General features: G+C 45.1%; 22 protein-coding genes, 1 tRNA gene and 1 rRNA gene. 13 read left to right on the top strand and 11 right to left on the bottom strand.

What is annotated here, in order from left to right:
- Positions 1 to 375 (bottom strand): 16S ribosomal RNA (locus HY807_11080); the annotation flags it as partial.
- A 193-nt stretch (positions 376 to 568) separates the two neighbouring features.
- Here HY807_11080 and hrcA point away from each other — a divergent pair.
- The 6 genes from hrcA to HY807_11110 are packed head-to-tail and all read left to right on the top strand — an operon-like array spanning position 569 to position 6,429.
- Complete coding sequence (hrcA, locus tag HY807_11085) at positions 569 to 1,600, top strand: heat-inducible transcription repressor HrcA (GenBank protein ID MBI4826942.1); 1,032 nt, start codon at positions 569 to 571, stop codon at positions 1,598 to 1,600.
- Positions 1,601 to 1,612: 12 nt separating this feature from the next.
- Positions 1,613 to 2,143, top strand: coding sequence for a nucleotide exchange factor GrpE (grpE, locus tag HY807_11090; protein ID MBI4826943.1), 531 nt, complete (start codon positions 1,613 to 1,615; stop codon positions 2,141 to 2,143).
- Positions 2,144 to 2,173: 30 nt separating this feature from the next.
- Entirely contained in the window at positions 2,174 to 4,090 is a 1,917-nt protein-coding gene (gene dnaK, locus HY807_11095) for a molecular chaperone DnaK (GenBank protein MBI4826944.1), read from the top strand.
- An 8-nt stretch (positions 4,091 to 4,098) separates the two neighbouring features.
- A complete protein-coding gene (dnaJ, locus tag HY807_11100) occupies positions 4,099 to 5,211 on the top strand; it encodes a molecular chaperone DnaJ (GenBank protein MBI4826945.1) in 1,113 nt (370 codons plus the stop codon).
- Between the two features lie 42 nt (positions 5,212 to 5,253).
- The gene (locus HY807_11105; GenBank protein MBI4826946.1) at positions 5,254 to 5,979 is read left to right on the top strand and encodes a 16S rRNA (uracil(1498)-N(3))-methyltransferase; all 726 of its coding nucleotides are present in this window, start codon (positions 5,254 to 5,256) and stop codon (positions 5,977 to 5,979) included.
- Between the two features lie 45 nt (positions 5,980 to 6,024).
- Positions 6,025 to 6,429, top strand: a complete 405-nt coding sequence (locus HY807_11110; protein ID MBI4826947.1) for a YjbQ family protein — start codon at positions 6,025 to 6,027, stop codon at positions 6,427 to 6,429.
- A 23-nt stretch (positions 6,430 to 6,452) separates the two neighbouring features.
- On the opposite strand, the gene HY807_11115 is transcribed toward HY807_11110, so the two are convergent.
- On the bottom strand, positions 6,453 to 7,730 hold the full coding sequence (locus tag HY807_11115; protein MBI4826948.1) for a diguanylate cyclase: 1,278 nt from the start codon (positions 7,728 to 7,730) through the stop codon (positions 6,453 to 6,455).
- A 113-nt stretch (positions 7,731 to 7,843) separates the two neighbouring features.
- On the opposite strand from HY807_11115, the gene HY807_11120 reads away from it, so the two are divergent.
- The gene (locus tag HY807_11120; protein MBI4826949.1) at positions 7,844 to 8,008 is read left to right on the top strand and encodes a hypothetical protein; all 165 of its coding nucleotides are present in this window, start codon (positions 7,844 to 7,846) and stop codon (positions 8,006 to 8,008) included.
- An 8-nt stretch (positions 8,009 to 8,016) separates the two neighbouring features.
- Here the strand turns inward: HY807_11120 and scpB are convergent, their stop codons facing one another.
- Both scpB and HY807_11130 read right to left on the bottom strand, forming a co-directional pair.
- Positions 8,017 to 8,712, bottom strand: coding sequence for an SMC-Scp complex subunit ScpB (scpB, locus tag HY807_11125; GenBank protein ID MBI4826950.1), 696 nt, complete (start codon positions 8,710 to 8,712; stop codon positions 8,017 to 8,019).
- A gap of 8 nt (positions 8,713 to 8,720) precedes the next feature.
- On the bottom strand, positions 8,721 to 9,365 hold the full coding sequence (locus HY807_11130) for a zinc dependent phospholipase C family protein (protein ID MBI4826951.1): 645 nt from the start codon (positions 9,363 to 9,365) through the stop codon (positions 8,721 to 8,723).
- Between the two features lie 273 nt (positions 9,366 to 9,638).
- On the opposite strand from HY807_11130, the gene HY807_11135 reads away from it, so the two are divergent.
- Positions 9,639 to 10,031 carry an isoamylase early set domain-containing protein gene (locus tag HY807_11135; GenBank protein ID MBI4826952.1) on the top strand — a complete coding sequence of 131 codons (393 nt, stop codon included), beginning with the start codon at positions 9,639 to 9,641 and terminating at the stop codon, positions 10,029 to 10,031.
- Between the two features lie 63 nt (positions 10,032 to 10,094).
- Here HY807_11135 and HY807_11140 read toward each other — a convergent pair whose 3' ends face one another.
- The 7 genes from HY807_11140 to HY807_11170 form a co-directional block, all read right to left on the bottom strand.
- Entirely contained in the window at positions 10,095 to 11,786 is a 1,692-nt protein-coding gene (locus HY807_11140; protein MBI4826953.1) for an ammonia-forming cytochrome c nitrite reductase subunit c552, read from the bottom strand.
- A gap of 181 nt (positions 11,787 to 11,967) precedes the next feature.
- Complete coding sequence (locus HY807_11145; GenBank protein MBI4826954.1) at positions 11,968 to 12,525, bottom strand: aminoacyl-tRNA hydrolase; 558 nt, start codon at positions 12,523 to 12,525, stop codon at positions 11,968 to 11,970.
- 9 nt (positions 12,526 to 12,534) lie between these two features.
- Positions 12,535 to 13,218 (bottom strand): 50S ribosomal protein L25, encoded by a 684-nt coding sequence (locus HY807_11150; protein ID MBI4826955.1) that lies wholly within the window; start codon positions 13,216 to 13,218, stop codon positions 12,535 to 12,537.
- Positions 13,219 to 13,279: 61 nt separating this feature from the next.
- Complete coding sequence (locus tag HY807_11155; GenBank protein ID MBI4826956.1) at positions 13,280 to 14,221, bottom strand: ribose-phosphate pyrophosphokinase; 942 nt, start codon at positions 14,219 to 14,221, stop codon at positions 13,280 to 13,282.
- A gap of 93 nt (positions 14,222 to 14,314) precedes the next feature.
- Positions 14,315 to 14,389 (bottom strand) — tRNA-Gln (locus tag HY807_11160).
- Between the two features lie 33 nt (positions 14,390 to 14,422).
- Positions 14,423 to 15,316 (bottom strand): 4-(cytidine 5'-diphospho)-2-C-methyl-D-erythritol kinase, encoded by an 894-nt coding sequence (gene ispE / locus HY807_11165; GenBank protein ID MBI4826957.1) that lies wholly within the window; start codon positions 15,314 to 15,316, stop codon positions 14,423 to 14,425.
- A gap of 4 nt (positions 15,317 to 15,320) precedes the next feature.
- Positions 15,321 to 16,943: a tetratricopeptide repeat protein gene (locus HY807_11170; GenBank protein MBI4826958.1), complete on the bottom strand. Its 1,623-nt coding sequence runs from the start codon at positions 16,941 to 16,943 to the stop codon at positions 15,321 to 15,323.
- Between the two features lie 121 nt (positions 16,944 to 17,064).
- On the opposite strand from HY807_11170, the gene rfaE1 reads away from it, so the two are divergent.
- From rfaE1 to HY807_11195, 5 genes are all read left to right on the top strand, one after another.
- Entirely contained in the window at positions 17,065 to 18,036 is a 972-nt protein-coding gene (gene rfaE1, locus HY807_11175; protein ID MBI4826959.1) for a D-glycero-beta-D-manno-heptose-7-phosphate kinase, read from the top strand.
- A complete protein-coding gene (locus HY807_11180) occupies positions 18,033 to 19,226 on the top strand; it encodes a pyridoxal phosphate-dependent aminotransferase (GenBank protein MBI4826960.1) in 1,194 nt (397 codons plus the stop codon). The genes rfaE1 and HY807_11180 overlap by 4 nt, the downstream gene beginning before the upstream one ends.
- Before the next feature lie 172 nt (positions 19,227 to 19,398).
- Positions 19,399 to 19,854 carry a bifunctional nuclease family protein gene (locus tag HY807_11185; GenBank protein MBI4826961.1) on the top strand — a complete coding sequence of 152 codons (456 nt, stop codon included), beginning with the start codon at positions 19,399 to 19,401 and terminating at the stop codon, positions 19,852 to 19,854.
- A gap of 15 nt (positions 19,855 to 19,869) precedes the next feature.
- The gene (gene recO, locus HY807_11190) at positions 19,870 to 20,676 is read left to right on the top strand and encodes a DNA repair protein RecO (protein MBI4826962.1); all 807 of its coding nucleotides are present in this window, start codon (positions 19,870 to 19,872) and stop codon (positions 20,674 to 20,676) included.
- Between the two features lie 6 nt (positions 20,677 to 20,682).
- Positions 20,683 to 20,868: a CooT family nickel-binding protein gene (locus tag HY807_11195; protein ID MBI4826963.1), complete on the top strand. Its 186-nt coding sequence runs from the start codon at positions 20,683 to 20,685 to the stop codon at positions 20,866 to 20,868.
- Positions 20,869 to 20,910 lie beyond the last annotated feature (42 nt).

Consider the following 20,910-nt stretch of genomic DNA (forward strand, 5'->3'; position numbering starts at 1 on the left):
TCCCGTAGGAGTCTGGACCGTGTCTCAGTTCCAGTGTGGCCGATCGACCTCTCAGTCCGGCTACCCGTCTTAGCCTTGGTGAGCCATTACCTCACCAACAAGCTGATAGGACATAGGCTCATCTTTTGGCGCCACGATTACTCGCAGCTTTAATTCAAAAGCATTTCACAATTGAATCATATTCGGTATTGAGCCCGATTTCTCGGGGGTATCCCAATCCAAAAGGCAGATTTCCTATGTATTACTCACCCGTCCGCCACTAGATTATAGCAATCAGCTAACCGAAGCCAACTTTTCACTATAACCCCGTTCGACTTGCATGTGTTAGGCGCGCCGCCAGCGTTCATTCTGAGCCAGGATCAAACTCTCAATAATAAACTGACTTGCAGGCCTACTTTTTAAAGTTCTCAAAGAGCAAACTGTCATCAACTATTAGACAGCTTGTTAATATAACACAGAAAATAAAATGAGTCAATGGCAATCTTGACAAACCAAGATTTTATCTTGACACCTTTTGACAGTTGTTGCTATAATGGTTAGCACTCATGATATCAGAGTGCTAACCATTATGGATAACCTTAGCGAGAGAAACAAAAAAATCCTTTGGGCTATTATTCAGAGCTACACAACGCTCAACGTTCCGGTTGGTTCAAGCAGAGTCACACGGAGTTTTTCATTTGGCCTTTCTTCCGCCACAATAAGAAATATAATGGCTTCCCTTGAAAATATGGGATATGTTAAACAGCCGCATACTTCAGCCGGAAGAATCCCAACTGAAAATGGCTACAGACTTTACGTGAATTCCTTATTAATGAGAAATAAGCTGTCAATCAATAAGAATCTATACGAAAAACTGACTTTAAGGCTTTTAAATATACAACATGATGTTACCCAACTTGTCAAAGAAGCTGCGAAAATCCTGTCACTTTATTCAAAATATCTCTCAATAGCAACAAATTCAAGAACTGATGAATTAACCATAACAAACATTAAACTTATTAACTATGAGGAATATAAGGCATTATGTATACTAATTGCAAACGACGGCAGTGTCAGAAGCCGTTTTCTTCACCTTGTCAGCCCTCTTTCGCAAAACGACCTGGATGCGTTATCAGGTTATCTGAACAATTTAATTAACGGGCTTTCATTTAGCAATGCAGAAAAACTCTTATCACTAAAAATACTTGATGAGCAAGCGAGAAATGTACATATTGAAAACATTCTGCAATCTTGTAAAGATTTTATCAAAAATGAAGCTGACAATCTTACCACAAACGAATTTGCCGGGACTTCTTATCTCCCAGATTTTGCCAGCCTTAAACAGATAAAAGAAATCTTGACAGCTGTCGAAAAACGGTATTTGTTTTTAAACATAATGCATAACCTGAAAGATTCCAAGGGTGTTCAAGTATTTATCGGAATAGATAATATTATGCCCGCAATGAAAGGTTTAAGCTTAATCGCCTCCACCTACAAAAATGGAAGGGAGTTGCACGGAGCCATAGGTGTCATTGGCCCTACAAGCATGGATTACAAAAAACTTATCCCAATCGTTGAACACACAGCAAATACCATGACAAAAATCTTATCCAATGCTTAAAGAGTGTGAGTCATGACAGAAGAACAAAACGAAAACACAACAGAAAATATTCAAACAAAGGTAAATGAATCTCAAGAAAATAATGCCGCTGAGCTTAAAAAAAACCTTGATGAATTAACCAATAAATATTTAAGGCTTTATGCCGAATTTGAAAACTACAAAAAATTTTCCGAGAGAACAAAACAAGAATCTTTGAAGTATGCCAACGATTCAATAATGAAAGACCTTCTCCCGGTCATTGACCATTTGGAACTTGCACTTACTCACTCATCAAATAATGAAAATTCAAAATCCTTGTCAGAAGGTATAATATTAACCCTAAAAGAACTTAATCACGTTTTTAGTAAATACGGGTTGGTCGCCATTAAAACGGAAGGGGAGTTCTTTGACCCGTCTTTTCACCACGCAATATCTCAAATAGAATCTGAAGAACTTGAAAACAATTTGATAGTAAAAGAATTCAGAAAAGGGTATATGCTTTATGATAGAGTACTGAGGGCATCGCTTGTCGAGGTATCTAAAAAACCGGCTATCAATAAATAACATGGAAAGCATTAAGGAGGAATAAAATACATGAGCAAAGTAATTGGTATTGACCTTGGGACAACAAATTCTGCAGTAGCTGTTATGCAGGGCGGAGAACCCACGATAATTGCAAATCAGGAAGGGAATAGGACAACACCTTCAATAGTTGCTTTCACTGACAAAGGGGAAAGATTAGTGGGGCAAGTTGCTAAAAGGCAGGCCATCACCAATCCATCAAATACTATTTTCTCCATTAAAAGGCTTATGGGCAGGAAATATGATTCAAAGGAATCAAAAGAAGCAATTAAGAAGCTTCCATATAAGATCGTAAGTGCTCCGAACAATGATGCTCATGTTGAGGCCCACGGCAAGATTTATTCACCGCCTGAAATTTCAGCAATGATACTTCAAAAATTAAAACAGGCTGCTGAAGATTATCTTGGGGAGAAAGTTTCAGATGCCGTCATTACGGTGCCGGCATATTTTGACGACAGTCAGCGCCAGGCTACGAAAGACGCCGGAAAGATAGCCGGCTTAAATGTCCTGAGAATAATTAATGAACCGACTGCCGCCGCTCTTGCTTACGGGATGGACAAAAAGAAAGAGGAGATGGTAGCTGTATATGACCTCGGGGGCGGAACATTCGATGTTTCGATCCTTGAGATAAGTGAAGGCCTTGTCGAAGTCAAATCCACGAATGGAGACACTTATCTTGGCGGTGATGATTTTGATTTAAAAATAATGGATTGGTTAGTCTCGGAATTCAAAAAAGACTCTGGCATCGATTTAACCAACGACAAAATGGCATTGCAACGGCTTAAAGAAAGTGCTGAAAAAGCAAAAATAGAGCTCTCAACGGCAACAGAGACTGAAATAAACTTGCCGTTCATAACAGCTGATTCAAGCGGGCCAAAGCATCTCGTAATAAAATTATCACGCGCAAAATTCGAACAGTTAGTTGCAGACCTTATCGAACGGACTATCGGGCCTTGTAAAACCGCCCTTGCAGATGCCGGGCTTAAACCGGGCGACATACATGAAGTGCTCTTGGTCGGCGGACAGACTCGTACCCCAAAGGTTCAGCAGGTAGTAAGGCAGTTTTTTGAAAAAGAGCCTTCAAAAGGGGTCAATCCGGATGAGGTTGTTGCGATAGGAGCTGCAATTCAGGGAGGAGTGCTCAAAGGAGATGTTAAAGATGTACTTCTTCTTGACGTCACGCCCCTTTCACTTGGAATTGAAACACTCGGCGGCGTTTTCACAAAACTTATAGATAAGAATACCACCATTCCTGTAAAGAAAAGTCAGACTTTTTCTACTGCTTCAGATAACCAGCCAGCTGTTGACATAAAGGTATTTCAGGGAGAGAGAGAGATGGCAAATGACAATAAACTGCTCGGCAATTTTCAGTTGACCGAGATCCCTGCGGCACCAAGAGGCATTCCACAAATAGAAGTCACGTTTGACATCGATGCAAACGGAATACTGCACGTATCCGCGAAAGACAAGGGAACAGGAAAAGAGCAGTCAATCAAGATAACGGCGTCAAGCGGGCTGTCTGAAGAGGAGATCAAAAAAATGACTTCAGACGCCGAACTGCATGCCGCTGAGGACAAAAAGAAACGCTCTCTTGCCGAAGCCAAAAACGAGGCTGATACGCTTATCTACTCTGTTGAAAAATCTTTAAAGGAACTCGGCGGCAAAATATCGGACAGCGAAAAGAATAAGATAAATGAGGAAGTTGAAAAATGTAAAAAGCTTAAAGACTCCACTGACAATGCAGAAGAATTAAAAAAAGCTGTTGAATCTCTAACTAAAGCATCTCATAAACTTGCCGAGGAGATTTACAAGTCCAAAAGCTCTGAGCAATCTCATGCCGGAACACAAGGGGACGGACACGCGTCATCTGCCGGAGAGAAAGATGATGTTGTTGAGGCCGAATTTGAGGAAACTGACAGGGAAAAATAAGGGAATTAATGTTGAACGGAGATTATTACAGTATTCTTGGAGTTGACAGCAATACCTCACAAGATGAGTTGAAAAAAGCGTACAGAAGACTCGCGCTCAAGTATCACCCTGACAGAAATCCTGGTGATAACGACTGTGTCGAAAAATTTAAAAAAATTAACGAGGCATATGCGTGCTTAAGCGACCCTCAAAAGAGAAGCAATTATGACAGATTCGGCTCTGCAGAAGGGTTCGGCGCCGGTTTCAGCGGATTCGGAACCGCTTCTGATTTCGGCGATATTTTCGGAGATATTTTCGGGAGTTTTTTCGGCGGGGCAGGGAGAAGAAACCAGCCTTCAAAAGGACATGACCTGCGTTATGACCTTGACATCAATCTAAACGAGGCCGTATTCGGAGTTGAGAAAGATTTGAGCATTCCGAGGTGGGATAACTGCCCGATCTGCAATGGCACAAGATGCAAGCCCGGCAAAAATCCAAAGGAATGCATTTCCTGTAACGGGACCGGGGAAATAAGAATCCAGCAGGGGTTTTTCGCCATGTCGAAAACATGTGGTCAGTGTAAAGGCGAAGGCACCGTAATAACTGATCCTTGTCATGAATGCAAAGGAAATGGAAAGATAAAAAAGAAGAGTTCAATCAAACTCAAAATCCCTCCAGGCGTAGACACAGGCATACGGCTCAGAGTCACGGGAGAAGGAGACCCCGGTCTTAACGGCGGGCCAAACGGCGACCTTTATGTTGTAATCAACATCCTGCCTCACTCTTTTTTTAAACGAAAAGGGAATGACCTTCATTGCGAGGTGCCGATTTCATTTGTTCAGGCAACGTTAGGCTCTGAAATCGATGTCCCAACAATCGACGGAAAAGAATCACTCAAAGTTCCTTCCGGAACGCCCTCCGGTAAGGTCTTTCATTTTAGGGGTAAAGGGATACCAAAGCTCGGAGGTTACGGCAAAGGTGACCAATTTGTAACAGTTTTTGTGGATGTCCCCAAGAAACTCAGTAAAAGACAAAAAGAGCTGCTTAAAGAATTCGCTGAAATCAGCGGAGAAGACACTTCAAAAAATTTTATGGACAAGGTAAAAGATATATTCGGCAATCAACAGAGGGAAGCAAAATAAATTATCTGCTTTTATCTGCTAAAAATAAGAATCAGTTAAAACATGACCCGGATATTTCTCACGCCATCTCAGCTTGCCTCAAATGAAATAAAGATAACCGGAGATAATGCGAAATATCTTTTTCTCGTTCTAAGAATAAAACCCGGGGAGTTAATTACCATCCTTGACGGTGAGGCCCGAAAATATACCTGCAAGGTTTTGGACGCTGATAAAAAGGTTGTTAGAGTTGCCAAGATCAATGAAGAGCCGTATTCGGGCGAGTCTCCCATCTTTATAACTTTGGCGCAAGGTATTGCTAAAGGGGATAAAATGGATTTTATAATTCAGAAAACAACTGAGCTTGGAGTAAAAAATATTGTTCCGGTGATAACGGAGCGTTCACAGATAAGAGAGACCGGCAAGATCGCACGATGGAGAAGAATAGCGCTTTCTGCCTCTCAGCAATCAGGGAGAGAGTTTATCCCTGAGATTGAACCCCCTTTAAAACTTGAGGAATTTGTATGCAGAAAAAATCAATGTAGCAAGATTATTTTCTCAGAGAAACAGAAAGGGGGGAACTTAAAACACGTGTTATCCACTATTAATAACCCCAAGCACTTTCTTCTGCTTATAGGCCCTGAAGGCGGGTTTTCAGAAGGAGAAATAAAGCTTGCTTCAGACAACGGCTTTATTGAGGCTTCGCTGGGCCCGCGCATTCTTCGCACTGAGACATCGCCGATAGCGGCAATCAGTATCATTCAATATGAACTGGGTGACATGGGAAATTAGAGGTATTTGCACGTGCTGGTGAAGCCGGCACCGCAAAAACAACTTATGCTTAAGACTATAAACATCAGCACACATTCAAGGTCCGAACTCATTGACATCACTGAAAAGGTGCGGGAAGCCATATCTAACGCGGAGATAAAAAACGGTATATGCGTTGTTTATGTCCCTCATACAACAGCCGGCGTGCTCATAAACGAAGGGGCTGACCCGTCAGTTCAAAGAGATATCGAGAAAACATTTTCGAGACTCATCCCTCATCAAGGCGACTACAGACATTCGGAAGGAAACTCTGACGCTCATATCAAATCCGTTATGACAGGCGCATCACAATCCGTCATCATAGACAACGGCATGCTTCTTCTCGGGACATGGCAGGCAGTCTTTTTAGCTGAATTCGACGGCCCGAGGCAGAGAAAAATCATCATCAAGATAATCGGTGAAAGCCGTTAGCAAGCCTTCGGCGAATTTCCGTGTTAAAACCCGATACAGACCTCTACTTTGTTCTTCCCTTTATTTTTTGCCGAATACATTGCCGCATCGGCTAATCTGACGATATCCTCAAAATCATCCATTTCCTTAAGCTGAACAGGAGAAAGGCTGCAAACCCCGAGGCTTATTGTTACATCGGTCTCTCTGCCGCCGCCTATCTCTATTCTGAGAAGGCTCACAGCCTTTCTTATCCTTTCCCCAAAGGAGCGGATGCCTTCCATATCAAGCTCGGGCGACAGAATAACTATCTCCTCCCCGCCGTAACGGACGATGATATCCACCTCGCGGCAATTTTTTTTAATCGTATCGCAAACTGTCTTCAGTATCAGATCACCGGCATGATGGCCATAAGTGTCATTGACGGCCTTGAAGTTGTCTATGTCTATCATCGCACAGCCCAGAGGCCTTCCGAACCTCTCCGCCCTCTTCGCCTCTTCATTCAGATGTGAAAAGAAATACCTTCTGTTAAAGAGCCCGGTCAGGTCATCGGTAACCGCCATCTCGCTTATTTTTCTCTGTGCTTCTAAATTTTTTCTCATAAGATTAAATACCATGAACCGTACTATGACGAGAAGAACGGCGGATATCACAACCCCGAGCAGAATGATAATGTAGTTGTTATACTTGAGCATCTTCTCGGTTTCATCGATATTGAACTTGACGCTGATGCCGCCCCGTACCTCACCGAATTTATAACCCTGCTCTGCGTGGCATTCAAGACAGGACTCCTCAACATAGAGCGGCGCCATATACCTGTAATACGTCTTCCCGTCTGTCACTTCCTTTTTGTAAATTTCCTCAACGCCCTTCTCAAAAAAGGTTAACGCCTCTCTCTCAAACTCATCTGGCTTGTTCTCGGGATTCAGGGGCTTAAGGCTCGTTATGCGAAAGGTTGACATCCCGTATTTTGCCGCTATCTCGGATATCTCCCTCGTCATTAGCGCCGGGTTTTTTTTGGTGAATATCTTTCCGTCAGCGGTTTCGATATCGGGATTCTTCAGATAAGGATTTGATGTGACACCCTCTTTTTTCTCCACGTAGATCCCGCCATAACCGGAATTCCACCTTCTCGCAAGAAGGATATTGCTGAAAGAGGTTTTAGCCCTCGCCTTGAGTTCCTCGTCAATAAGTTCATTGTTTCTTATATAAAGCCCGTAGAAGATGCCGGTTATTATCAAGATAATTACAATGGTTATATTAATAAAGAATACCCTGTAAGTCTTATCCGGCGATAATTTTTTATATTTATCAATCTCTTTCATTACTTATATTTTACATGCTTTCACTTTATTTTAATTTAGTTGTTGTATCTTATCTTCCATATAAGATACAAAATATTTATAATAGAACCAACCGTGTTATAAGGAGGGCTGATTTGAATAACAAAGTGGATATATGCGCCGTATGCGCATGGAGGGCCGACTGCAAAAAAAAATTCTCCATAAGCGGCAAAGACATGAGATGCCCTGATTTCAGTAGAGATATAAGTATAAAGGAAAAACCGGCTGAGGCTGCGAAGAGCGGCAATGATTCCAAATAGGCAAAAGCCTATTCAGCGGGCGTTGATGGTTCCGGTTCAGATTGAATATTCACGATTACTTCCCCCTCTTCATAATCAGAAACAGAGGAAATGGGTTCAGGCTCATCAGCTTCAAAGGCTTCTCCGCCTTCCCGGTAAGCGGCAATCCCGGGGTCAAGGCTTTCGCGGAAAGGCAACTCACCTTCTGTTTCCTCAAAATCTTTCAGCGTGGGAAGTTCTGAAAGGTCCTTAAGGCCGAAATACTGCAGAAACTCCTTCGTCGTGGCATACATCAGAGGCCTGCCCGGCACCTCTTTTCTGCCGAGAATTTTGATAAGCTTCCTCTCAAGAAGCGTCTTTATTACGCCGTCTGAGTTCACGCCCCTGACAGCCTCTATCTCAGACTTGATTATAGGCTGCTTATAAGCGATGATCGAGAGTGTCTCAAGAGACTGCTGTGAAAGTTTTGCGGGGATGGCGGTCGCGATGAGCTTCCTGACCCACGGGGCTGACGCGGGATTAGTCACCATCTGAAGACCTTCCCCGACCTCAACGACCATCAGGCCTGAGTTTCTCAGGGAATAATCGCTTATGAGTTCGTCCGTAAAATTGCGGAGATCTTCTTTGCTCACTTCAAGAATCTTGATGAGAGTTTCCTCATTCAGTGGCTCCCCGGCTATAAAGAGGAGGGATTCAAGAACTGATCTCTTTTCGTTGTTTTCCATTATACTGACTAAGAGACCCTTTTAAGATGCCTTCCGAGCGGATGCTCTTTAACCACATCCGAAGCAGAGCCGTGGGTCAATATTTCGATTATCTTTTTGAGAGATTCCTCTTTGTACTTATAGATATCCGAAACAGGCACCTCATTGGGAAAGCGGTTATTGATAAACCTCGAAACATGTTTATAGTTAGGAAATCTCGAAATAAAGAGCATCCCCCTGAAAATCTTCTTGTTCGTCTTGAAGGAGAAAAAAACCCTCTCAAGCATCTCCTCCAAAACAGGGTCATGCCTCTGCTGAATCTCGTCGTCAAGGCTCCTGAGTTCCCTCCTGTACCTCCTGTCCACCAGACTCTCCGCCTTTATCTCTATTATTGAGTGGCTGAAAGGGAGCCATGACTCCGAGAGATTGTGGACTACGGTGTCTGCGGAAAGATGAGAGAGATAACCGTAAGCAAATGCTTTCTGCCTTGCGGTTTTCGCAGCGTCAAGAAGCCTTAAACCAATCTCCCAACTGTGAGTGTTCTTGCCGCTTTCCTGGTATTTCCTGCCGACAATGATATCGGCGCTGAGGTTCCCATAGAGATAATCCTTGGCATTTTTTTTCAGAATGGCGTAAATGCCCGAAGGTACGGCGGCTATTCCCAAGTCAAGCACCTGGTGCCCAAGATATAAATGTGTGAGAGGCCCCCACGCGTCCGCAATCGAAGGGATAAGAAATAACGATAAGAAAAGACTGAAGATAAACATGTCATAATTAGTTTAAGGCATAACCTGTTAAAAAATCCACAATCCTTACTATCTTGAAAGTGGTCGACATTGACAAAAGATTAGTTTGGATATATGTTCTATGAATATTGAACCGGATTGTTTTTCAATATATTTTTTTTTAAATACTAATATGTTATTAACAAAAGGAGATGCTTTCAAATGAAAACAAAACCAAAAAGTAACCCTGGTCTCAGCGCCTCTGCCAACAAGAAGAAAAGCACGGCACTCTCAAAAAAAGAGGTTGGCGGTAGAATCAAAAAACAGTATTTAAAGGGCAAACCGGAATGCAAAGTAACTTTCAAACTGCCGAAAGAGGCGGCGGCGAATGCCAAATCAGTCTCGATAGTCGGCGACTTTAACGGCTGGGACGCGAATAAGTCCCCGATGAAGAGACTCAAAAATGGCGACTTCACGGTTAACATTTCTCTGCCATGCAATAATGAATACAGGTTCAGATATCTAATCAACAATGAAAGATGGGAGAATGACTGGTTTGCCGATAAGTACATACCCAACTGCTTCGGCTGCGATGATTCGGTAGTAGTGGTTTAAGATTTGAACACGGCGGAGTTAACGCCCCGCCGTGTTCTGCTTTCAGATGTTAGATATTATTGGTTACTTTGCCGCTGTCATTGCCGCGATCGCATCATTAATTATCTTGATGCCTTTCTGAGACTCGTCAACTGATTTCGTCAGAGACTCTCTTGCCATCTCGGGATTATGGAACCCGTCGGAATTCTCAGCCGTCCAGTATTCCCAGAGGATATGCGCCTTAAGATGCTGGTCCTGAGCCTGTTTGATAATCTCCGCGTCAAGTCCTGCTTTCTTTCCTTCAACAATCTTGTCAATGAGAGAGGACAGCCAGAACTCTGACTTTCTCATCTTGCCTCTGATATGTGCCTTGATGGAATCAATCGTATACTTAGCCTGTTCCTCAGTCCATTCAGGATGGCATTTGAGGCAAGTCTCTTTAATTTGTACCCTCGGCGTCACGGCAAAATGTGAGGTATAAGATTTCCCTGTCTTTTTGTCCTTGACCTTAGGCATATGACAACTGTCGCAGCCCGCGCCTGCCTTGGCGTGTTTTGAATTATAGAAAGTCTCTGCCTCGGGATGCTGCGCCTTCCAGAGAAGCCCTCCGGTAAGGGTGTGTTTAAAATCAAGAAACCCAACTTTGTTTACATAATGGTCATAAAGGCTGAATACATCCTGATATGGAAAATGGTTCGTCCTTCTGTCAGCCATTGTAATTGAGTATTTCGACGTATCGGGGTTCTTCGGGTCATAACCCGGATTACAGTTATATTCAACATGGCACTGCCCGCATTGAAGCTTTGTGTCATATTTATCAAGCAGGGCTATCTTTCTCGTAAAACCCCTCAACCCCATGTCTATGACTTTTATGCCTGTCCTGTCGGGGTCATTATGCCAGAGCGTATCGCCATCAGGCCTGGTGAGCGCATCGATTAATCCGTCTCTTACAATCCTCGGTTTTGCCGCGTGAGGGTCATGGCAGTAGAAACAGTTGAGCCCGTGCTGCAAGTCTTTTGCGACTTCAAAAACCTTGGACGTCCTTGCCCATTGAGCGCCGTCAAGTGGGTCTCCCATGTATGCCCATTTTAGAATCTGATCCTGAGATTTGCATTGCAGGCAGACCGGGTTTGCGGCGGCAGCGCTTTGAGGTATAAAGGCCTTATGTTCGGTGGCATCAGGGAACTTGTCTTCCAGCACATCCCACGCCTTGCCTGACTCAAGAATATACTCCCATCCATTCTTACCCTGGAACCTCCCTCCATAAGCCCTGTCGACAACGTAATGATCAATGAGCATCCGGTTGTGGCTCCTCGTAAGATTGTGCTCTTTTGTGAATCCGTGCCCCATCATAAGCTTGTCCCAGAAGGGATTTGGAGACCTGTTTGTAAGCTGTGATTTTTCATCACGCGCCGGCCTGTGATACGCTGTTTTCATAAAAGAATCATACTGGTCTTTATGGCACTGCCCGCATGCCTCCCATGAAGTGTCCGTAACAGGCCTGGTATCCGGTGACTGAACTTCTGCCTGCAAATGTTTATCCAGCCCCTTGTGGCAGTTTGCGCAATTTACCTTGGAATGTTTTCCCAGAGAGTGAAGCTCTTTAATCTGGTCGTGGCATTCATAGCATGTCCCAACCTTTACATCCTTCTCTTTTTGGACTGACTTCCCTGCGGCCGCCTTCTCATACTGTGCTTCGACGCCCGTATGATAAAAGCCGATTGTCATAACAAGCGCAAAGACCGCCGCAAACATTAAATAATGTTTTTGACTCATAACCCGTACCTCCTTTTAAAGAAAAAATGCAATTTGTCTTACTTTTGATGCCCCTATTTAAAATAATCTTACAATAAAATACAGAATTGTAAAGGAGACGGGTATGATATAGATCATAAAACAAGCAAGATGTTTTAATAATGGAATAAAATGGCGAGGTTTCGTGAAGGGAAACTACAATTCAATCCCTGTGATACTCGTTCTGCGCGGAAGAAACACCTTTAATAAGAACCGCTTTAAAAGCACTTACGGCTTTTTCGACTGTTTCTCTAAGCATCCTCGACTCGCTTTTGGGAAAGGGCCTCAGTACATAATCTTCCACCGGAATCCTGGCAGGCCTCCCTATCCCTATCCTCAGCCTGATAAAATCTCCCGTGCCGAGAGCATCCATTATCGAGCCGATGCCTTTGTGGCCACCTGAAGAGCCTGACTCTTTTATCCTGATAACACCCTTCGCAAGGTCGAGATCATCGTGAATAACGATTATTTTATCAATGCCGCTGAAACGGGCAAGCGCGCTCTTTACCGCGCCGCCGCTCCTGTTCATAAAAGTAAGGGGCTTTATCAGAAGAGCCTCTTCGCCCCCGATAACGCCCCGTCCGTAAGCATAACTTTCGGTTTTATTTTTTATTTTTACGGATGAGCCCGCGGCAAGCGCATCCACAATAATAAAGCCGATATTGTGCCTTGAGTTCTCATACTTCTGCCCCGGGTTCCCCAGGCCGACGACCAGCCACATAGCAGGAAATTAATCTTTCTCCGCCTTCGTCTTCTCCTTATCCTCGCCCTCAGCGGCCTTGCCTTTAGCCTTAAGCACCTCAGGCTCCTTGACCTCTTCTTCAACAGGAGCGGCTGCAACCTCCTCAGCCTTAGGCGAACTCACAATAAGCACGACCTTTCCGGGGTCAGAGACTATCCTTACGCCCTCAACAGGAGGTATATCGCTGACATGCAGGGAGTGCCCTATTCCGACATGTTCGGCGTTTACCTCGATCCCGTGAGGTATCTGTGTCGGAAGGCACTCTATCTCAATCTCTCTCATCTGAAGCTCAAATATCCCGCCTTCTTTGATGCCGAGCGGCTCTTTGGTGATGATTACCGGAACCGATATCCTGAGCTTTTCCTTAAGCGATATCTCGAGAAAATCCAAATGCAGAAGGCTGCTGTCCACAGGGTCCACCTGATAGTCCTTTATCAGTACCGGATGCTCGGTCATCTTATCATTTACCCTGCTGAGTTCCAGAGTTATAAGGGCGTGTTCCGCCATGCCCGCTTTCATAAGCTGGACCATCTCTTTTTTATCGAGATTTATGGGCAAAGATTTGCCGGCGCTGTATACTACGGCAGGCAATTTGCCGGCCCTGCGAAGGCTCCTGGCAGCGCCTTTGCCTTTATCCATTCTCTCATTCGCCTTTAATAATATCTTCTCCATTTTTAAAACCCTCCGTTATTCATTCAGCATGACTTTACGCTGAACGCGCATGATTATTTTTCTATTCAAAAAGCGAACTGACCGACGACTCTTCATATATCCTCTTTATCGCTTCACCGAGCAGAGGCCCGACTGAAAGCACCGTCAGTTTTTTGCACTTCTCCATCTTGCTGTCCATAGGTATGGTATTGGTGACAACGACCTCTTCGAGCACAGAATCATTTATTCTGTCGAGAGCAGGCCCTGATAATACGGCATGGGCGCAGGCCGCGATAACGCGTTTGGCGCCGTTCTTTTTTATGGCGTCGGCGGCCTGAGTTATCGTTCCGGCGGTATCTATCATGTCATCAAATAAAATCGCGTTCATTCCCTCGACATCGCCTATCACATTCATCACTTCGGATACATTGGCTTTCTCGCGTCTTTTGTCTATTATCGCAAGAGAAGCATTAATTCTCTTTGCGAAAGCCCTGGCGCGCTCAACACCGCCCGCATCCGGCGACACGACAACAGTATTCTCCGAGTATTTTTTCTTCAGATAGCTGGAAAGGACAGGCGAGGCATACAAATGATCAACCGGTATGTCAAAGAAACCCTGAATCTGCCCGGCGTGAAGGTCTATTGTGAGAACCCTGTGAACCCCGATTGCAGAGATGAGGTCTGCGACAAGCCTTGCGGATATCGGGACGCGCGGCTGTGCCTTTCTGTCCTGCCTCGCATACCCGTAGTAAGGGATGACCGCGGTTATCTTATTGGCCGAAGCCCTCTTCAAAGCATCTATCATCAGAAGAAGCTCCATGATGTTGTTATTGACCGGCATACAGGTGGACTGGAGAACAAAGACGTCAAACCCCCTGACATTCTCATTAATCTGCACGGTTATCTCGCCGTCGCTGAAAACAGACACAGCCGCGCTCCCAAGCTGAATGCCGAGAACATCCGCTATCTCCTGCGCGAGCTTCCTGTTGGAATTACCGGAAAATAATTTTATTCCCCGAGCCATCTCTCCTCCTGTTTTAATAAGCTGTAAACTTTCAGCCGTCAGCCGAATCTCAAAAAAAGACAACTGACAGCTTATTGCTGAAAGCCGTATTTCTGGTTGGGGCGGGAGGATTCGAACCCCCGAATGCAGGGACCAAAACCCTGTGACTTACCGCTTGTCGACGCCCCAAAAAAATAAACTCATAACTTTGAGTTCTAACTCTCAGTCTGTTATTGTTCTAACGGCCTCGGCCCAATAGCCTTTAAATAGTTTTACTGCGTCCTCTGCCAGTTCCATTGAGTCAAACACGCCGAAGACCGCGGAGCCGCTTCCGCTCATAAGAGATGCCAACGCGCCGTTTTCCAGCAATTTCTTCTTAATATCGGCTATTACAGGGTATTTCTTAACGGTTACAGCTTCAAGGTCATTAAAAAGGCCCCCTGCTATATCAGAGACCTCGGCCTTTCCGATTTTTCTTATAAAATGCCTGATATTATCCTCTTTATCCCATTTTTTTGTCAAATCGGGACAATGCCTTGCCCGACCCGCGCCTACTGATATCCCCGTGAGGCAATTTGAAAATTCATTATATGCCCATGAGGTAGAGACATCAAAATCAGGCTTAACAATAACAAGATTTGCCGGAACGCTTGCCCTGAAAGGAACAACTTTTTCTCCTCTTCCATATATATAACATATGGAATCATACAAAAAAAAGGGGACATCAGAACCTAATTCGCCGGCCAGATCAGACAACTCATTTAATGATAAACCCAGCGACCATAAACGGTTCAGCCCTGCCAGTGTTGACGCCGCGTCACTGCTGCCCCCTCCGAGCCCTGCCCCGGCAGGAATCCTCTTATCCAGTTCGATAAGCGCCCCCTTATCCACTTTATATCTGCCCTTAAGGAGGAGCGCCGCCTTATAGACGAGGTTATCTTCAGCCGGAATGCCGCAGTCAGCCTTCAGTATGAGATTGTTTGCCTTAGAAAATGAAAGCTTGTCATACAAACTTATCTTTTGAACTATGCTGCAGATCTCATGAAAGCCGTCATCGCGTTTGCCTTTGATGCCGAGGAGCCAATTTATCTTTGCGGGGGCACTGAGAGTGAACATAAGGCTAATCAGGCCTTGAAGAACCAGCTTCTCCGTGTTCCTTTATCTTTTCCTGCAACCTCTTTTTCGAACCGTCTTCCTTGTCAAGAAAATCAAGGGCTCTTTTCCATGATTCTGCCGCTGAAACGCGGTCATTCAGTTTAAGATAGACATCGCCGAGGTGCTCAAGCACGACAGAATCATCGCCCATGGTCTCGACAGCCTTCTTAATCTCTATGATAGCCTCCTGATACATCCCTTTTTTATAATAAACCCATCCGAGGCTGTCTCTTATATACGCGCTGTCAGGCTCAATAGAGATTGCCCTGTTTATAAGATCAAGCGCCTCATCAAGATTTATGCCTTTTTCCGCATAGGTATATCCCAGATAATTGAGCGCGTCAGAATGGTCGGGATTCAGTTGTATCGTCTTTTTAAGGTTCTCTATCATCTTCTCTGCCCTTCCCGTCTTTTCATAGACAATCGCGAGATAAAAGGCCATATCGCCGCTGCCGGGCGCGGCTTCCATCCCCTTCTTAAGCATCTCCTCGGCGCGTTTATAATCCTCTTTCTTCATATAGATATTGCCGAGATACAAATAAGGCCCGGGGTTCTCGGGCGAGAGCTCGATCAGTTTCATGAAATGCTCAACTGCCTCCGCGTCCCTTCCCATTTCAGCAAGTATTTTGGCAATTGAAAAGATGGTCTTTTCATTATCCGGATGGGCGGAATTGATGATCATCATCTCAGCCAGAGCTTTATCATAATCCTTTGAATTGAGATAGATGCCGGCAAGTATCATATGGATTTCGATGTTCTCCTTAAAGAGGCCCGCGCTGCCTTCCAGCAATGATACCGCCTTTTCTGTCATGCCGTTATTTATGTACATCATTGTGAGCTTTCTCACCAGTTCCATGCTGTGCGGATTGACTTTCAGCGCCTCTTCATAGACTGATACCGCCTTTCCGGTTTCGCCTGATTCCTCGTAAACGCCGCCTAAGAGCCAGTACGCATTCTCAGAAGAGTTGTTTATGGATATTGCTTTATTAAGTACAGCTATGGCGCTGGTATAATCCTTCATGGCCGCGTAAGCCCGCCCTATCCAGTACATGGCGGTAACATTTCCGGGTTCGATGGAGATAACATTCTCAAGAACCCTGATGGCTTCATGATAATCCTTCTTGTTGAGGTAGATAAATGAAAGGTGGATATAAGGCGTCGTCTTTGAAGGATTAATCTTTACAAGCCGTTCATATGCTTCGCGGGCGGATTCGTAATCGCTCTTTTCCATATACAGGCTTCCCATAAGCAAAAGCGCAGGCTCATAGTCAGGATTCCCTTCAAGCACTGTTTTAATTGCCGCGAGGGCGTCATCTACCCTCTTAAGGCTCACATAGAGTTCAGCTTTTTCAATCATAAGATAGGCTGAATCACGGTCTTCATTCGCAGCCGATTCCATAAACTTTAGCGCTTCTTCATAGTTGTATGAAAGCCTTGCGTTTTCGGCGAGCATATAATAATAGGAAGCGAGTTCGGAAAACTTTTCAGGCGGCGCGGCAGCGGATGAAACCGGCGCTCCCCTTGAAAGCGAACACGAAGCAAGGGCAATGACTGAAAGAAGCGTGATAAAACATCTAACCATGCGCATAAAATTTATTATGACACAAATGCTTTTGATAAACAATTTGGGATTTTTCAAAGACCGGGGCATGAAAACGGGGAAAACCATGTTGATAAATAGCGAGTGAACATGCTACATTTTACAGTTCATGAAAGACCTTTTTAAAAAATTCAGTAACACAGGAGTGCTTGTTATCGGAGACCTTATGGTTGACCGGTACATATGGGGAGCGGTAAGGAGAATATCGCCCGAGGCCCCAGTCCCTGTCGTGGAGGTCTCAAACGAGAACATGAAGCTCGGCGGCGCGGCCAATGTCGCGCACAATATCAGTTCTCTCGGAGGGAATGCATTCATTACTGGAGTAATCGGCAATGACAACACCGGAAATTTGCTTGCCGGCGAGCTTAAAGCAAAAGGCATCAACACGGAAGGCATAATCACCGACGATACAAGGCCGACAACCGTCAAGACAAGGGTCATCGCTCACAGCCAGCAGGTTGTGCGTTTTGACAGAGAGTCCAAATCATCCGTCAGCGGTTCCTTGACGTCAAGGATTCTCAAATACGCCGATTCATGCCTCCCGCACATTAAAGGAATAATCATATCCGACTACAGTAAAGGCGTGGTAACAAGGCGCCTTGTGAAAGAACTTGTTTCGCTGGCGCGGGGAAAAATCTTCATATCCGCAGACCCCAAGATAGGCCATTTTGATTATTACAAAGGCGTGGACATAATAACACCCAACATCAACGAAGCATCATTCGGCTCCGGCATAGAAATAATTGACGAAGAGACCCTTCTTGAGGCCGGCAAGATACTTCTGCAAAGGCTTAAATGCAGGTCAGTCCTCATCACAAGGGGCGACCAGGGCATGACCCTCTTTGAAAAAACCGGTGAGATAACCCACATACCCTCAATCGCGAGAGAGGTGTATGACGTGACAGGGGCCGGAGACACGGTTATCGCAACGCTGACTCTCTGCCGCGCCGCGGGGTTAAAACTGAAAGACGCGGCCATATACGCGAATCATGCGGCAGGCGCCGTAGTCGGAGAAGTAGGGACAACCGTCGTGACGCCAAATGATTTAATCAATAGTTTAAAAACAGGAGATAAAAAATGAGGCTTTCTGAAAGGGCAAAATTGATTAAACCTTCCCCGACGCTTGCGGTGGATGCCAAAGCAAAGGCGCTTAAGGCGTCAGGGCTTGATATCATCGGCTTCGGGGCAGGGGAACCGGATTTCGATACGCCTGAAAATATCAAGAACGCGGCCATTAAGGCAATAAAGGAAGGGTTCACCAAATATACGCCGGTGGGCGGAACGGACGAGCTTAAAGACGCGGTAATTGAAAAGTTCATCAAAGACAACAGCCTCAAATATGACAGGAATCAGATAATAGTATCATGCGGGGCGAAACACTCACTTTATAATATTGCCGAAGCGCTCTTTAACCCGGGCGACGAAATACTTATCCCCGCTCCTTACTGGGTCTCATACCCTGACCAGGCGCTGCTTAATGACGCCGTGCCCGTCCCTGTAATGACTGACGAGAAGAACTCCTTCATGGTCACGCGGGAACTGCTTGAAGAAAAGGTCACTAAAAAGACAAAGGCTTTCATACTCAACAGCCCTTCAAACCCCACCGGTCTTGCTTATGACAAAAAGACCCTCGAAATGATCGCCGACATGGCTGTCAGGCATGACTTTTACATCATCTCCGATGAGATATACGAGAAGCTGACATATGACGGCTTCCGGCATATAAGCATAGCCTCGCTGAGCAAAGAGGCTTTCGACAGGACCATTGTGGTTAACGGCCTCTCCAAATCACACTCAATGACAGGATGGCGCATAGGTTTTGCCGCCGGAAGTGCGGATATCATAAAAGCAATGACAAATATCCAGAGCCAGTCCACTTCAAACCCTGCGTCTATAGCTCAAAAGGCCTCTATCGAGGCGCTGAGAGGGCCGCAGGACTTTCTTCCGGTGATGCTTGCCGAATTCGACAAACGAAGAAAATACATGATGGAGCGGTTTGACAAAATAAAAGGGGTCACCTGCGTAAAGCCGGTCGGAGCCTTTTACGCATTCCCGAACGTGTCATATTATTACGGAAAGAAATTCAACGGCAAAACAATCAATTCCTCGCTTGACCTTGCCGATTATCTTATCGAAGAATCGAATGTGGCGGTTGTGCCCGGATCGGCCTTCGGCGACAACAGGTATATCAGGCTCTCATATGCGACATCGATGGATAATATCAAAAAAGGGCTTGACAGAATTGAAAGTGCGCTGATGAAGCTTGTGTAGTGAATTTGACGCATTTTGCAACGGATAAAGAGCCAAAACCGGCAAATGCCCCCGAGCTAATCACAAATCAACCCGTAAATTTTGCCCCTTTTGCGTCTTGCCAGGCAATACCAATTAAGAAAAAAAAAGTGAAAGATACTATAATATTAACAGTTTAATGCGAGAAACCAGAGTGCTTAAACAAATGAAGATAGAGGGTCTGCTCTTTGACCCCCGGACCAATATGTACATATTGATCCTCAGAGAGACCTCCGGCAATGACACTCTACCCATCTGGATCGGCAAGTCCGAAGCGGATGCCATTGCCCTTTCACTCGGCAAGATATCCACCCCGAGGCCTCTCACTCATGACCTGATAAAGAACATCATCTCCGGGCTTCAGATGAAGGTTACAAAGATCGTTATCTCTGACATAGTAGACAATACATACTACGCTGGAATATATCTCGACAAAGGCGGCGGCGAAGAGATTTACATAGATTCGAGGCCGAGTGACGCGGTCGCAGTAGCAACGAGAACGAATACTCCGATATTCGTAGATGACAGCGTGATCAAGTTTAAAAGCAATGACGAACTGGAAAACTGGCTTAAAAACCTTAAACCGGAAGACTTCGGAAATGTCATGTAACAGAATTATTATGACATGCTTATAAAGACCGAGGGCATCGTACTTAAAACCCGCAGATACGGCGAAGCAGACCTGATCGTAACTTTCCTCACCCCTTCAAAAGGAATTATCAACTCCTTTGCTAAAAGTTCCAGAAAAACCGGCAGCAGGTTCGGAAGCAGCCTTGAACCTCTTACATACTCAAAAATATCGCTCTGGGGAAAAGAGCAGTCAATGCCGAAGGTCACACAATCCGACATAATTGATTCCTTCCACGCCCTCCGGGAAAATTACAATGACTTTATAAACGCTTCACGGCTCGCGGAGATGCTGATATCTTTGACCCCTTCGGAAACTCCTGGCAATAAGGCATTCCCTTTCTTTCTTGACGCTCTCAAATTCCTTAAATCTTCCGGTGAGAACCCGAAAAACGCGTTGTACCTTGTAACGCAGATACGCCTGTTAGCGATGATGGGATACGCTCCGCGCCTTAAGAACTGCGGAAGATGCGGAAAGGAGGGGCGGCTCTTCTTCACCTCGGCAGGCTCCGTTTTATGCAATACATGCGCGCCGAAACCGGCGAAAGAGCCACCGCTTAAGATAAGCGGCAAGACAGCCACCTTCTATATTCACTGCATTGAATGGCCTGTAAAGACCATAAGCCGCCTCAAACCTCGGGAAGATGTCCTTTCAGAACTCTCCGGGCTTATTGAAAAGCATGTAAGCCATCTCCTGAGCAAAAGACTGATGACGTCTGAATATCTTGAAAATTCCATTGCATATTTTCCGGGGAGCAAGAGTTGTGTCACACCTGCCGCCGCTTCGCACGGAAAAAGGAGATAACCGAAGATGTGTGAAACCAATGTGTATGTGGATTCCGACGGGAAAGAGGAACTGTATCTTGAAAACGTGGACATAATCAGGCCGGAAAACGGGAAGATCATCCTCAAAAACCTTTTTGGCGAGGAACGCTCGTTTGAGGGGAAGATACGGGAAATCTCCCTTATGAAGCACAAGATAATACTCAAAAAGTGAGAATGACCCGAAATGAATTTTGCGCGCATCATAATACAGGAA

This window comes from Nitrospirota bacterium (genome assembly GCA_016207885.1).
Taxonomy (GTDB): domain Bacteria; phylum Nitrospirota; class Thermodesulfovibrionia; order UBA6902; family UBA6902; genus JACQZG01.

Bases quoted from the DNA above. Each gene is read 5' to 3' on its own strand.
- hrcA (MBI4826942.1), top strand. From the start codon at position 569: ATGGATAACCTTAGCGAGAGAAACAAAAAAATCCTTTGGGCTATTATT.
- grpE (MBI4826943.1), top strand. From the start codon at position 1,613: ATGACAGAAGAACAAAACGAAAACACAACAGAAAATATTCAAACAAAG.
- dnaK (MBI4826944.1), top strand. From the start codon at position 2,174: ATGAGCAAAGTAATTGGTATTGACCTTGGGACAACAAATTCTGCAGTA.
- dnaJ (MBI4826945.1), top strand. From the start codon at position 4,099: ATGTTGAACGGAGATTATTACAGTATTCTTGGAGTTGACAGCAATACC.
- HY807_11105 (MBI4826946.1), top strand. From the start codon at position 5,254: ATGACCCGGATATTTCTCACGCCATCTCAGCTTGCCTCAAATGAAATA.
- HY807_11110 (MBI4826947.1), top strand. From the start codon at position 6,025: ATGCTTAAGACTATAAACATCAGCACACATTCAAGGTCCGAACTCATT.
- HY807_11115 (MBI4826948.1), bottom strand. From the start codon at position 7,730: ATGAAAGAGATTGATAAATATAAAAAATTATCGCCGGATAAGACTTAC.
- scpB (MBI4826950.1), bottom strand. From the start codon at position 8,712: ATGGAAAACAACGAAAAGAGATCAGTTCTTGAATCCCTCCTCTTTATA.
- HY807_11135 (MBI4826952.1), top strand. From the start codon at position 9,639: ATGAAAACAAAACCAAAAAGTAACCCTGGTCTCAGCGCCTCTGCCAAC.
- HY807_11140 (MBI4826953.1), bottom strand. From the start codon at position 11,786: ATGAGTCAAAAACATTATTTAATGTTTGCGGCGGTCTTTGCGCTTGTT.
- HY807_11145 (MBI4826954.1), bottom strand. From the start codon at position 12,525: ATGTGGCTGGTCGTCGGCCTGGGGAACCCGGGGCAGAAGTATGAGAAC.
- HY807_11150 (MBI4826955.1), bottom strand. From the start codon at position 13,218: ATGGAGAAGATATTATTAAAGGCGAATGAGAGAATGGATAAAGGCAAA.
- HY807_11155 (MBI4826956.1), bottom strand. From the start codon at position 14,221: ATGGCTCGGGGAATAAAATTATTTTCCGGTAATTCCAACAGGAAGCTC.
- ispE (MBI4826957.1), bottom strand. From the start codon at position 15,316: ATGTTCACTCTCAGTGCCCCCGCAAAGATAAATTGGCTCCTCGGCATC.
- HY807_11170 (MBI4826958.1), bottom strand. From the start codon at position 16,943: ATGCGCATGGTTAGATGTTTTATCACGCTTCTTTCAGTCATTGCCCTT.
- rfaE1 (MBI4826959.1), top strand. From the start codon at position 17,065: ATGAAAGACCTTTTTAAAAAATTCAGTAACACAGGAGTGCTTGTTATC.
- HY807_11180 (MBI4826960.1), top strand. From the start codon at position 18,033: ATGAGGCTTTCTGAAAGGGCAAAATTGATTAAACCTTCCCCGACGCTT.
- recO (MBI4826962.1), top strand. From the start codon at position 19,870: ATGCTTATAAAGACCGAGGGCATCGTACTTAAAACCCGCAGATACGGC.
- HY807_11195 (MBI4826963.1), top strand. From the start codon at position 20,683: ATGTGTGAAACCAATGTGTATGTGGATTCCGACGGGAAAGAGGAACTG.